This window comes from Arthrobacter sp. 10T416 (assembly GCF_056394165.1).
Genome location: NZ_JBFTHI010000017.1, coordinates 17,482 through 29,407, shown reverse-complemented (window position 1 = coordinate 29,407; position 11,926 = coordinate 17,482). Strand labels below are relative to the sequence as shown.

Here is an 11,926-nt window from a genome sequence, read left to right as displayed (position 1 = left end):
TCACCACTGCTCGTGCTGCGGGTACAGCGGGAAGTCTTCGGCGAGTTTGTCCACGCGGGACTGCAGCGCCTCGACGTCTGCCCCGCTACCGGCCTTCAACGCGGTGGCGATGATCTCGGCGACTTCGGTGAACTCCGTGGCGCCGAAGCCGCGGGTGGCGAGGGCCGGAGTGCCGATCCGCAGGCCGGAGGTGACCATCGGCGGGCGCGGGTCGAAGGGCACGGCGTTGCGGTTGACGGTGATGCCGACTGAGTGCAGGAGGTCCTCCGCCTGCTGCCCGTCCAGCTGGGAGTTCCGCAGGTCCACCAGGACCAGGTGCACGTCGGTGCCGCCGGTCAGGACCGAGACGCCGGCCTCGGCGACGTCGGACTGGTTCAGGCGGTCGGCGATGATCCGGGCACCCTCAAGGACGCGCTCCTGGCGCTCCTTGAACTCCTCCGTGCCGGCGATCTTGAAGGCCACGGCCTTGGCGGCGATGACGTGCATCAGCGGGCCGCCCTGCTGGCCGGGGAAGACGTTGGAGTTGATCTTCTTGGCCCATTCCTGCTTGGCCAGGATGACGCCCGAGCGGGGACCGGCAAGGGTCTTGTGCACGGTGGAGGTGACGACGTCGGAGTGCGGGACCGGGCTCGGGTGCAGTCCGGCGGCCACCAGGCCGGCGAAGTGCGCCATATCGGTCCACAGCAGCGCGCCGACCTCGTCGGCGATGGAGCGGAAGGCCGCGAAGTCCAGGTGCCGCGGGTAGGCGGACCAGCCGGCGATGATGACCTGCGGCTTCTCGGCGAGCGCCTGCTCGCGGAGCTTGTCCATGTCGATCCGGAAGTTGTCCTCCTCGACCTGGTACGCGGCCACCTCGTACAGCTTGCCGGAGAAGTTCAGCTTCATCCCGTGGGTCAGGTGCCCGCCGTGGGCCAGGGACAGTCCCAGGATCTTGTCCCCGGGGGTGATCATGGCGGACAGCGCGGCGGCGTTGGCCTGCGCGCCGGAGTGGGGCTGGACGTTGGCGAACTCGGCACCGAAGAGGTCCTTGACCCGGTCGATGGCCAGCTGCTCGGCGACGTCGACGTACTCGCAGCCGCCGTAGTAGCGGCGGCCCGGGTAGCCCTCGGCGTATTTGTTGGTCAGGACCGAACCCTGGGCCTCCATCACGGCCCGCGGCGCGAAGTTCTCGGAGGCGATCATCTCCAGGGTGCCGCGCTGGCGGCCGAGCTCCTGGGCCAGGACGGCGGCGATTTCGGGGTCAAGGTCAGCGAGCGGCTGGTTGCTCACGGCTGCTGAGGAAAGGCTAGGGGAAGTAGTCACGACGAACTCCTGGCTTGGCAACGGTCACTGCTTTAAGGTCAGGTTACCGGCTGGGCCGCCACGGCGCCGCAAAATTACGGGGCCCGTGAAGGACCCGGAACGCGGCCGGAACACCCATGATCGGGGTACCGGTGGCGGTCCGGCAGCGGGGCTGCCGTCCGGAAAAACATGACCCTCGCCCCAGGCGTACGATCCGTGGTCTGCGTGCGTGCCGCTCCCTGGTGGTTACCCACCCAACGCCAGTTGCGACTCATCCAGCCTATCCCAGCGCGGGTAGGCTTGTCTTTCGTGACTGAAGACCAGCTGACTGCTTCCTACGTTCTGACCCTCTCCTGCCCGGACCGGCCAGGGATTGTGCACGCTGTGGCCGGCGCCCTGCTGGTGGCCGGCTGCAACATTACGGACTCCCAGCAGTACGGCAGCCAGGGCACCGGGACGTTCTTTATGCGGGTGGAAGCCACCACGGCGGCACCGACGGCCGAGTTGCACGCCGCGCTGGAGCCGGTCGCCCACGCGTTCGGTATGCAGTGGAGCCTCAACCCGGCCGGCCGCCGGGTCCGCACCCTGCTGATGGCGAGCACGTCCGCCCACTGCCTCAACGACCTGCTGTTCCTGCAGCGCTCCGGCACCCTGCCCATCGAGATCCCCGCCATCGTCTCCAACCACCGTGACCTGGCTGGCCTGGCCGAGTTCTACGGCATCCCGTTCCACCACATCCCGGTCACCAAGGACACCAAGGCCGACGCCGAGGACGCCCTCCGGAAACTCATGGCCGAACACGACATCGAGCTCACGGTCCTGGCCCGGTACATGCAGATCCTCTCCGACGAGCTCTGCACCGAGCTCACCGGCAAGGCGATCAACATCCACCATTCCTTCCTGCCCTCGTTCAAGGGCGCCAAGCCGTACCACCAGGCGCATGCCCGCGGCGTGAAGCTCATCGGCGCCACGGCCCACTACGTCACCGCCGCGCTGGATGAGGGCCCGATCATCGAGCAGGAAGTCATCCGCGTGGACCACCGCCGCACCGCCGAGCAGTTCGTCCAGATGGGCCGCGACGTCGAGGGCCGCACCCTCGCCCAGGCCGTGCAGTGGCACGCCGAGCACCGGGTGCTACTGGACGGCAACCGGACCGTCGTCTTCAGCTGAGGCCCGCCCGCAGGGAGCGCTTGTTTTCGGGCCCGCGCCGTCCTTAACTGGAGCCATGGAAGCGTCACCGCAGGATGAACTCGAGGCCTTCCTCGAGCTGCTCAAGGCCGAGGGCCGGCGCGGCGTGCTGGGCCTCGATTGCGGAACGGGCGCGGACGGGCTCCGCTTTGTCCGCGCCGGGATCCACTTCACCGGCGTCGATCCCTCGGAGGAGAACATCCATGCGGCCCGCGCCCACGGGCTCTCCGCCTCGGTCGCGGGCGGACAGGTACTGCCCTTCGCCGACGCCGCGTTCCCCGCGGTCTGGGCGGTCGACGCCCTGGCCGAACTGCCCCCGGCGGCATGGGACGGCGTCGTGCGGGAAGTGCGCCGGGTCGCGGAACCGGGTGCGCCGATCGCCGTCGTCGTCCCCGGACTCGGCCGCCCGGACCTCGGCGAGGGTTTCACGGTCCTCCGCTCCCCCGCCTAAGCCCCCATCCCCCGGTTGCGCTATCACTTTTGGTTGCCATCGGGGCCCCAGAACAACCAAAGGTGATAGGGCAACGGGGGAAAGGGCCGGTCAGGGCCTTGGGTTGCTCCGCATGTAGCCGCCCAGGAAGCCGCCGGCCACCAGCAGGACGGCGCCGGCCCGGGCCAGGCCCACCCCCAGCCGGTGCCGGCCCTTGCGGCGGGCACGCCAGGAGGCCAGGAAGATCAGCGTCGCGGTCAGGTTCGCGGCGGCATGGACGACGCCGATCCGCCGCGTCGCGTGATCAGCCCGGGCCCATTCGGCCCAGCCGCTGATCGCCGTCGGCGGGGCGGCAAGGACACCCAAGCCAACCAGCCGCTGCGCCGCCCGCCGGCTCCCCCGGTCCGGAAACAGGTCCAGGAAGACCGCCATGAACCACGCGCCGAAGGGCAGGTCGCTGAGGATCACGTGCGGCGGGATGCCGTTGGCATCGCCGTGGAAGAAGCGCCGGAGTCGGGGGTTGGCGACCAGCCGGGCGGCGATCGGCTCCGCGGTGCGGACGGCGGGGTCGAGCGACTCGGCGTCGGCCAGCTGTTTCATCAGTGTCAGGAACATACCGGCCTCCTGGGGACGCGTCCGGGTGCATGGCGGGATGGCCCCGATCCTACTCAGGGCCGCCGGACCCGCAAGAGGCAGGTGTCCTAGGCTGGTGGCATGAGCCCTGTCTACGCCTTCGCCGGAAACACCCCGGCCGTCCACGCATCCGCCTTCGTCGCCCCCAGTGCCTCGGTGATCGGCAAAGCCACCCTGGCCGAAGACTCCAGCGCCTTCTACGGCGTCTCGGTCCGGGCCGACACGGCCGCGATCACCGTCGGCGCCGGCACCAACCTGCAGGACAACGTGGTGCTGCACGCGGATCCGGGGTTCCCCTGCGCCGTCGGAGCCCGGGTCAGCGTCGGCCACAGCGCAGTGGTGCACGGCTGCACGGTCGAGGACGACTGCCTGATCGGCATGAGCGCCACCATCCTCAACGGCGCGGTGATCGGGGCCGGCTCGTTGATCGCCGCCGGCGCCGTGGTCCTGGAAGGCACCGTTATCCCGCCCCGCTCGCTGGTCGCCGGTGTTCCCGCCAAGGTCCGCCGGGAACTGAGCGACGAGGAGTTCGAGGGCGTCAAACAGAACGCCGCCCATTACCGGGACCTTGCACGGGCCCACCGAGAAATCCACGGCTGAGGTCCGGCTCGGCAACGGGCCGGAGTAAGACACGCCCTCCGGCCCTTGCGTTAACTTCTTGACTACAAAGCGTTGATGGGGCACGCTTCATTGCATGCCCTCACTAACGCGCTCAACGAGGAGCCGCACCAAAAACCCCGGGTCGCAATCCGCCCTCCGGCATCTGAACCAGCAACGGATCATCGAATGCCTGCTGGCCGGGCCCTCCACCCAGGCGGAACTGGCCCGCCAGACCGGCCTCTCCACGGCCACGGTCTCCAACATCGTCAAGATCATGCAGGACGCCGGGCTGGCGTCCACCGAACCGATCACCAGCTCCGGCCGCCGCGCTCTGAACGTCCGGCTCAACAGCAACGGCGCTGTGGCCGTCGGCATCGACTTCGGCCGCCGGCACCTGCGGGTGGTCCTGGCCTCCCTGAGCTACCACGTGGTCGCGGAAGAATCGGTCCTGCTGCCGCTGGGCCACCACGCGGAGGAAGGCATCGAGGCCGCCGTCGGGGTGCTGGACCGGCTGCTGGCCGGAAGCGGCGTCGAGCGCAGCGCCCTGGTGGGTGCCGGCGTCGGCATCCCGGGGCCCATCGACCGCCGCACCGGCACCGTCGCGCAGGGCGCAATCCTGCCCGAGTGGGTGGGCATCAACATCCTCAAACGCCTCGAGGAAGCGCTGGATCTCCCCGTTTTCGTCGACAACGACGCCAACCTCGGCGCCCTGTCCGAGGTCACCTGGGGACCGCACACCGGCATCAGCAACCTGCTGTTCCTCAAGATCGGCTCGGGCATCGGCGCCGGCCTGATCCTGAACGGCATGCCGTACTACGGCAACGTCGGCATCACCGGCGAAATCGGCCACGCCACCATCCACGAGCACGGCCTCGTCTGCCGCTGCGGCAACCGCGGCTGCCTGGAAACCATTGCGTCCACCACCACCATGATCGAACTGCTGAGCCGGGGTGAGGACAAGCCGCTGACGTCGGAGGACATCGTCCGCAAGGCCCTCGCCCGGGACTCGGCCACCCTGCGTGTCGTGGACGACGCCGGCCTCGCCGCCGGCCGCGCACTGGGCAACGTCGCGAACCTGATCAACCCGGAGGTGATCGTCGTCGGCGGACCGCTGGCCGGGCTCGGCGAGCTGCTCCTGGACCCGATCCGGCGGGGCCTGGTGCGCCACGCCGTGCCGGTTATCGGGGAGACAACGGTCCTGACCATGTCCTCCCTCGGCGACCGCGCCGAGGCGCTCGGGGCCACAGCTTTGGTGTTCCAACATGCCGGAATCCGGCGAAACTAAAGAAGCTGTTATCGAGCCGTTGCGTTAAAGACTTGACGACAACGGCGTGATCCAGTTTACTTTTGCATCAGACGGCCCTGCGGTTTGCAGGGGCGGACAACGAAGTCATGCATTGGAGGCGTAAGGGCAGATGACGTCCCTCAACACGCACAGCGATCCCGTAATTCTCGAGATGCGCTCCATCACCAAAGAATTCCCCGGCGTTAAAGCATTGGCCGAGGTGACCCTGCGGGTGAAGGCCGGCGAGATCCACGCCATCTGCGGTGAGAACGGCGCAGGAAAATCCACCCTCATGAAGGTGCTCTCGGGCGTTTACCCCTACGGCAGCTACACCGGCGACATCGTCTACCAGAACGAGGTCCAGCAGTTCAAGGACATCCGGGCCAGCGAGCACGCCGGCATCGTGATCATCCACCAGGAACTCGCCCTCATCCCGGAACTCTCCATCACGGAGAACATCTTCCTGGGCAACGAACCCACCAAGCGCGGAGTCATCGACTGGGCCGAGGCCCGGACGCGGTCCACCGAGCTGCTGGCCCGGGTGGGCCTGCGCGAGGACCCGGACACCCCGGTCAAGGAAATCGGCGTCGGCAAGCAGCAGCTGGTGGAGATCGCCAAGGCGCTGAACAAGAAGGTCAAGCTCCTCATCCTGGACGAGCCCACGGCGGCCCTCAACGAATCCGATTCCCAGCACCTGCTGGACCTGATCCTGGGCCTGAAGGGCCGCGGCATCACCTCGATCATCATCTCGCACAAGCTCAACGAGATCGAACAGATCGCCGACTCGATCACGATCATCCGCGACGGCAAGTCCATCGAGACCCTGGACGTGAAGGCCGACGGCGTCGACGAGGACCGCATCATCAAGGGCATGGTGGGCCGGACCCTGGAGTCCCGGTTCCCGGACCACGAGCCGAAAATCGGCGAGACGTTCTTCGAGGTCAAGAACTGGAACGTCGGCCACCCACAGATCCAGGACCGCCTGGTCTGCAAGAACTCCAACTTCTTCGTCCGCCGCGGCGAGATCGTTGGCTTCGCTGGCCTGATGGGCGCCGGGCGCACCGAACTGGCCCGTTCCATCTTCGGCCGCTCCTACGGCCGCTTCATCTCCGGCCAGGTCTACAAGGACGGCCGGGAACTGCACCTGAAGACCGTGAAGCAGGCCATCGACGCCGGCCTCGGCTACGTCACCGAGGACCGCAAGTCCCTGGGCCTGAACCTGCTCGATGACATCAAGGCCACCACGGTGTCCGCGGCGCTGAAGAAGATCAGCAGCCACAACGTCGTCGACGCCGACAAGGAATTCACGGTCGCCGAGCAGTACCGCAAGTCACTGCGCACCAAAACACCGTCCGTCGAGGAAGGCGTGGCCAAACTCTCCGGCGGCAACCAGCAGAAGGTGGTGCTGGCGAAGTGGATGTTCACCGACCCGGAACTGCTGATCCTGGACGAACCCACCCGCGGGATCGACGTCGGCGCCAAGTACGAGATCTACGGCATCATCCAGCAACTGGCCAACCAGGGGAAGGGCGTCATCGTGATCTCTTCGGAGCTGCCCGAACTCCTCGGCCTCTCCGACCGCATCTACACCATCTTCGAGGGCGCCATCACCGGTGTGCTCGACAAAGACGAAGCCAGCCAGGAAAGCCTCATGAAACTCATGACTTCCGCCCGCAAGACCGCTTGACCCTCTGGACCACCCAGAACATTCCGGACAACAAGGACTGACACAATGAACGCGCTCAAGAAGCTCTTTGGCGGCAACACCCGCCAATTCGGCATGATCTTCGCCCTGGTTGCACTGATCGTCTTCTTCCAGATTTTCACAGAGGGCCGCACGCTCACCCCGGGCAACGTCATCAACCTCTTCAACGGCAACTCCTACATCCTGATCCTCGCGATCGGGATGGTGCTGGTGATCATCGCCGGCCACATCGACCTTTCCGTCGGCTCCGTCGCCGCCTTCGTAGGCGTCAGCGTCGCCCTGATGATCCAGGACTGGGGCATTCCGTGGTACCTCGGAATCCTCTTCGGCCTGATCCTGGGCGCCCTGATCGGCGCCTGGCAGGGCTTCTGGACCGCCTACGTCGGTATTCCGGCCTTTATCGTGACGCTGGCCGGCATGCTGCTCTTCCGCGGCTTCAACCAGTTCGTCGGCAAGTCGAACACCATCCCGGTGCCGAACGACTTCCAGTACATCGGTTCCGGCTACCTGCCCGAGTTCGGCCCCAACACCGGCTATAACAACCTCACCCTGCTGCTGGGCCTGGCGGGCGCCGCGTTCGTCATCTATAGCGAGATCCGCTCCCGCCGCAAGGCCAAGGCCCTCGGCGCCGAGGTCCCCGAGGCTTGGGTCACTATCACCAAGCTCGTCCTGATCTGCGGCGCCATCCTCTACGCGACGTACCTCTTCGCGACCGGCCGCCCCGGCACCTCGTTCCCGATTCCGGGCCTGATCCTGGCGATCCTGGTCCTGGTCTACGGCTTCATCTCCTCCAAGACCATCATCGGCCGCCACGTCTACGCCGTCGGCGGCAACCGCCACGCGGCCGAGCTCTCCGGCGTCCAGTCCAAGAAGGTCAACTTCCTGGTCATGATGAACATGTCGGTCCTGGCCGGCCTCGCCGGCATGATCTTCGTCGGCCGTTCCACCGCCTCCGGCCCGTTCGACGGCGTCGGCTGGGAACTTGACGCGATCGCCGCCGTCTTCATTGGCGGCGCCGCGGTCACCGGCGGCGTCGGTACCGTGATCGGCTCGATCGTCGGTGGCCTCGTGATGGCCGTGCTGAACAACGGCCTGCAGCTCCTCGGCGTCGGCGCCGACCTCACCCAGATCATCAAGGGCCTGGTGCTCCTCATCGCGGTCGCCTTCGACGTCTACAACAAGACCCAGGGCAAGAGGTCGATCATCGGCATGATGATGAAGAACTTCAGCCGCGGGAACGAAGCCCGGCCTGACGAGACGACGTCCACCAAGGAAGTCATCGCCAAGGAATCCTGACCGGTTCCCCGGCCCCTCAACCCCGATTCTCCGAACACCATCTAAAAGAAAGTGAACCAAGCAATGCAAATGATTGGTAAAGCAGGAAAGGCAGCAGCGATCGCTGCTATTGCGGCACTGGCGCTGACAGCCTGCGGCCGTTCCGACAGCGGAACTTCCGGTGGCGCAAGCGGCGGCGGCGAGGCGTTCCCCAAGAACTCCCCGATCGGCGTCGCGCTCCCCCAGAAGACCAGTGAGAACTGGGTGCTGGCGGAGAAGCTGTTCAACGACGGCCTCAASGGYGCCGGYTTCAAGGCAGATGTGCAGTTCGCCAACGGCGGCGTTTCGGAGCAGCAGAACCAGATCAGCGCGATGGTCACCAAGGGTGACAAGGTCATCATCGTGGGTGCCATCGACGGCGCCCAGCTCGGTACCCAGCTCAAGCAGGCCAAGGATGCTGGCGCCACCATCATCGCGTATGACCGCCTGCTCCTGAACACCCCGAACGTGGACTACTACGTGGCCTACGACAACTTCAAGGTCGGTGAACTCCAGGGCCAGGCGCTGCTGGACGGACTCAAGGCCAAGAAGCCGTCCGGCCCGTACAACATCGAACTGTTCGCCGGTTCCCCCGATGACGCCAACGCGAAGGTCTTCTTCGACGGCGCCATGAAGGTGCTCCAGCCGAAGATCGACGACGGCACCCTCAAGGTCCTCTCCGGCCAGAAGACGTTCGAACAGGCCGTCACCCAGGGCTGGAAGGCTGAGAACGCCCAGCGTCGCGCCGACACCCTGCTGACCGGCAGCTACGGCAGCGCCTCCCTCGACGGCGTCCTGTCGCCGAACGATACGCTGGCCCGCGCAATCCTGACCTCGGTCAAGGCTGCCGGCAAGCCGCTCCCCGTTGTCACCGGCCAGGACTCCGAAGTTGAGTCCGTCAAGTCGATCATGGCAGGCGAGCAGTACTCCACCATCAACAAGGACACCCGCAAGCTCGTTGAGCACGCGATCACCATGGTCAAGGACATCCAGGCCGGCAAGAAGCCTGAGGTCAACGACGACAAGTCCTACAACAACAAGGTCAAGACGGTGCCGGCATTCCTGCTGCCGCCGGTCATCGTGACCAAGGAAAACGTTAAGTCCGCTTACGTTGACGATCCGGTACTCGGACCGCTGACCAAGTAGCCTAACGCTCCACACCAGGGCCCCGGCTCCCCGCAATGACCAGTTCATGCGGGAGGGCCGGGGCCCTTTTGTGTGCTTCACAGCAGATCCAAAGGAACCCCCCGACCTCCGCACAGCCAGCCGTACCAGTGTGGGAACAGCCGCCGGAGACTCCGGCGCCAGATCCCTAGGAGTACCGTGAGCGTCCTTGCCCGGAGTGTAGGCAACGCCTTTCGAAACAAGGTCAGGACCGCCGCCGTTGTGGCCGTCCTGGCCGTGGCCATCGGCCTCGCCCTGTCCATGCTGGTGGCCAACCAGGCCGTCACCGGCAAGGTCGCCGAACTGAACGCCTCGGTGGGCACCGTCCTGACCGTCAACCCGGCCGGCGGGCAGGGCTTCGAGGGCGGCGGGGAGCCGCTCACCGCCGCGGAGGCAGCCACCGCGGCCGCCGTGCCCAACGTCAGCTCGGTGGTCGGCACCAAGGCGCTGCGGCTCCGCAACGCCGCCCAGGTCGCAGCTCAGGCCGCCGCTCAGGCCGCCGCAGCGCAGGCCGGCCAGGCACGATCCGGCGGCCAGGCAGGCCAGGGCGGCCCCGGCGGCCAGTCCGCCACGACCGTCACCACGAGCCTGACCGCCGCGGTCGACGCCGGGACGCTCGGCAACCGCAACCAGTCCTCCGGCAGCACCGGCGGCACCGGCCAGGCCGCGCCGTCGTTCTCCCTGCCGGTGACCGCCACCGGCATCGGGGCCGAGGTGGACTCCAGCGGCAAGGCCCTGCAGCTGACGCAGGGCACCGGCCTGGGCAACTACGCCGCAGCCTCCACCGGGGCCCTGCTTGGCACCACGCTGGCCGAGAAGAACAACCTCAAGGTCGGCTCGACGTTCACCATCGCGGAAAAGACCTTTACGGTCCGGGGACTGTTCGACGCCGGCACGGCGTTCGGCAACAACGCCCTGTACCTGACGCTGCCGACGGCCCAGACCCTCGCCGCCCTGCCGGGCGAACTGTCCACCATGATCGTCACGGTCAACAGTATGGAGAACGTCGACGCCGCCAAGACGGCCCTGCAGTCCGCGCTCGGCACCAGCAAGGCCGACGTCAGCCAGGGCCAGCGTGGCCTGCAGACGGCCGTGAGCTCCCTGGACAGCGTCAAGAACATCTCCTTCATCGCCTTCGCCGCCGCGCTTGCCACGGCAGGGCTCATCATCCTGCTGATCATGGTGATGCTGGTCCGCGAGCGCCGCCGGGAGATCGGTGTGCTGAAGGCCATCGGCGCGCCCAACCGCACCATCGGGCTGCAGTTTGTCTTGGAGGCCCTGGTACTGGTGGCCCTGGGCAGTGCGGTAGGCGCCGCCGTCGCCTCCTTTGCCAGCGGCGGCATCGCCTCGGCCCTGATCAGCTCCAACAGCTCCGCCGCGGCCGCCGGCCGGCGCGGCGGCGGCTTCGCTGGCGGCGGCTTCCCGGGCGGGAACCCCTTCGGCGGAGCGAACCAGCTGTTGAACTCCGTCACCGCGAGCGCCTCGCCCGGCGTCATCGCGGCGGGCATCGCCGCGGTGTTCGGCGTCGCCATCATTGGCGCGCTGGTCCCTGCGCTGCTGACCGCCCGCATCCGTCCCATCGAAGTCCTCCGAGGAGAATAGCCATGATCGAAGTCAAGAACCTGGTCCGCACCTTCAAGTCCGGCGACCGCACCATCAAGCCGGTCAACGATGTGAGCTTTGAACTCGAACAGGGCACCCTCGCCTCGATCGTGGGCAAGAGCGGCAGCGGCAAGAGCACCCTGCTCTCCCTGCTGGGGGCGCTGGACAAGCCCACCAGCGGCGACGTGCTGGTGGACGGCGTGAGCCTGGCCGGGATGCCCGACGGGCAGCTGACCCGCTACCGGCGCCGTGACATCGGCTTCGTCTTCCAGCAGTTCAACCTCATCCCGAACCTCTCGGCCGTGGATAACGTGATGCTGCCGATGGAGTTCGCCGGCCTCCGCAAGGCCGCCCGGGCCGAGCGCGCCCGGGAGCTCCTGGAGCAGGTGCAGCTGGACCCGGAAAAGCACACCCGTCGGATCAACCGGCTCTCGGGCGGCGAGCAGCAGCGCGTGGCCATCGCCCGCGCCCTGGCCAACGAACCGAAGCTGATCCTGGCCGACGAGCCCACCGGCAACCTCGACGAGCAGACCGGTGAGCACATCATCGAGCTCCTCAGCGCCCTGAGCCGGGACCACAACACCACCATCCTGGTGGTCACCCACGACCGTGCCCTGGCCAATAAGACGGACCGGCGGTTCCGGCTCCAGCAGGGCCGGCTCACCGAAGAAACTGCCCGGAACCACGCGACGGCGGGCACCCCTGTGTAGCGGCAGGCGGGTGA

11 protein-coding genes and 1 riboswitch are annotated in these 11,926 nt (G+C 67.2%); of the genes, 9 read left to right on the top strand and 2 right to left on the bottom strand.

Going from position 1 to position 11,926, the window contains the following annotated elements:
• Entirely contained in the window at nt 1-1,302 is a 1,302-nt protein-coding gene (glyA, locus tag AC1DBE_RS15220; RefSeq protein ID WP_476879190.1) for a serine hydroxymethyltransferase, read from the bottom strand.
• Between the two features lie 171 nt (nt 1,303-1,473).
• Nucleotides 1,474-1,559: riboswitch (ZMP/ZTP riboswitch) on the bottom strand.
• A 31-nt stretch (nt 1,560-1,590) separates the two neighbouring features.
• On the opposite strand from glyA, the gene purU reads away from it, so the two are divergent.
• Together purU and AC1DBE_RS15210 are read left to right on the top strand one after the other, a co-directional pair.
• Nucleotides 1,591-2,451: a formyltetrahydrofolate deformylase gene (gene purU, locus AC1DBE_RS15215; RefSeq protein ID WP_476879191.1), complete on the top strand. Its 861-nt coding sequence runs from the start codon at nt 1,591-1,593 to the stop codon at nt 2,449-2,451.
• Between the two features lie 55 nt (nt 2,452-2,506).
• Nucleotides 2,507-2,920 (top strand): class I SAM-dependent methyltransferase, encoded by a 414-nt coding sequence (locus AC1DBE_RS15210; RefSeq protein ID WP_476879192.1) that lies wholly within the window; start codon nt 2,507-2,509, stop codon nt 2,918-2,920.
• A gap of 90 nt (nt 2,921-3,010) precedes the next feature.
• On the opposite strand, the gene AC1DBE_RS15205 is transcribed toward AC1DBE_RS15210, so the two are convergent.
• Nucleotides 3,011-3,514 (bottom strand): DUF2231 domain-containing protein, encoded by a 504-nt coding sequence (locus AC1DBE_RS15205; protein ID WP_476879193.1) that lies wholly within the window; start codon nt 3,512-3,514, stop codon nt 3,011-3,013.
• Between the two features lie 99 nt (nt 3,515-3,613).
• On the opposite strand from AC1DBE_RS15205, the gene AC1DBE_RS15200 reads away from it, so the two are divergent.
• The 7 genes from AC1DBE_RS15200 (at nt 3,614) to AC1DBE_RS15170 (ending at nt 11,912) form a co-directional block, all read left to right on the top strand.
• Entirely contained in the window at nt 3,614-4,132 is a 519-nt protein-coding gene (locus tag AC1DBE_RS15200; RefSeq protein WP_476971061.1) for a gamma carbonic anhydrase family protein, read from the top strand.
• 94 nt (nt 4,133-4,226) lie between these two features.
• Entirely contained in the window at nt 4,227-5,417 is a 1,191-nt protein-coding gene (locus AC1DBE_RS15195; RefSeq protein ID WP_476971060.1) for an ROK family transcriptional regulator, read from the top strand.
• A gap of 130 nt (nt 5,418-5,547) precedes the next feature.
• The gene (gene mmsA, locus AC1DBE_RS15190; RefSeq protein ID WP_476903648.1) at nt 5,548-7,104 is read left to right on the top strand and encodes a multiple monosaccharide ABC transporter ATP-binding protein; all 1,557 of its coding nucleotides are present in this window, start codon (nt 5,548-5,550) and stop codon (nt 7,102-7,104) included.
• A 45-nt stretch (nt 7,105-7,149) separates the two neighbouring features.
• Nucleotides 7,150-8,418 carry a multiple monosaccharide ABC transporter permease gene (gene mmsB / locus AC1DBE_RS15185; RefSeq protein WP_476879197.1) on the top strand — a complete coding sequence of 423 codons (1,269 nt, stop codon included), beginning with the start codon at nt 7,150-7,152 and terminating at the stop codon, nt 8,416-8,418.
• A gap of 63 nt (nt 8,419-8,481) precedes the next feature.
• Complete coding sequence (locus AC1DBE_RS15180) at nt 8,482-9,582, top strand: substrate-binding domain-containing protein (RefSeq protein WP_476971059.1); 1,101 nt, start codon at nt 8,482-8,484, stop codon at nt 9,580-9,582.
• 177 nt (nt 9,583-9,759) lie between these two features.
• Nucleotides 9,760-11,202, top strand: coding sequence for an ABC transporter permease (locus tag AC1DBE_RS15175; protein ID WP_476971058.1), 1,443 nt, complete (start codon nt 9,760-9,762; stop codon nt 11,200-11,202).
• Nucleotides 11,203-11,204: 2 nt separating this feature from the next.
• Entirely contained in the window at nt 11,205-11,912 is a 708-nt protein-coding gene (locus tag AC1DBE_RS15170; protein WP_476879546.1) for an ABC transporter ATP-binding protein, read from the top strand.
• The last annotated feature ends 14 nt before the right edge of the window (nt 11,913-11,926 follow it).

What these genes read in the sequence shown, in the direction of transcription:
- AC1DBE_RS15200 (WP_476971061.1), top strand. Translation starts at nt 3,614, where the DNA reads ATGAGCCCTGTCTACGCCTTCGCCGGAAACACCCCGGCCGTCCACGCA.
- AC1DBE_RS15210 (WP_476879192.1), top strand. Translation starts at nt 2,507, where the DNA reads ATGGAAGCGTCACCGCAGGATGAACTCGAGGCCTTCCTCGAGCTGCTC.
- AC1DBE_RS15170 (WP_476879546.1), top strand. Translation starts at nt 11,205, where the DNA reads ATGATCGAAGTCAAGAACCTGGTCCGCACCTTCAAGTCCGGCGACCGC.
- mmsA (WP_476903648.1), top strand. Translation starts at nt 5,548, where the DNA reads ATGACGTCCCTCAACACGCACAGCGATCCCGTAATTCTCGAGATGCGC.
- AC1DBE_RS15205 (WP_476879193.1), bottom strand. Translation starts at nt 3,514, where the DNA reads ATGTTCCTGACACTGATGAAACAGCTGGCCGACGCCGAGTCGCTCGAC.
- AC1DBE_RS15195 (WP_476971060.1), top strand. Translation starts at nt 4,227, where the DNA reads ATGCCCTCACTAACGCGCTCAACGAGGAGCCGCACCAAAAACCCCGGG.
- mmsB (WP_476879197.1), top strand. Translation starts at nt 7,150, where the DNA reads ATGAACGCGCTCAAGAAGCTCTTTGGCGGCAACACCCGCCAATTCGGC.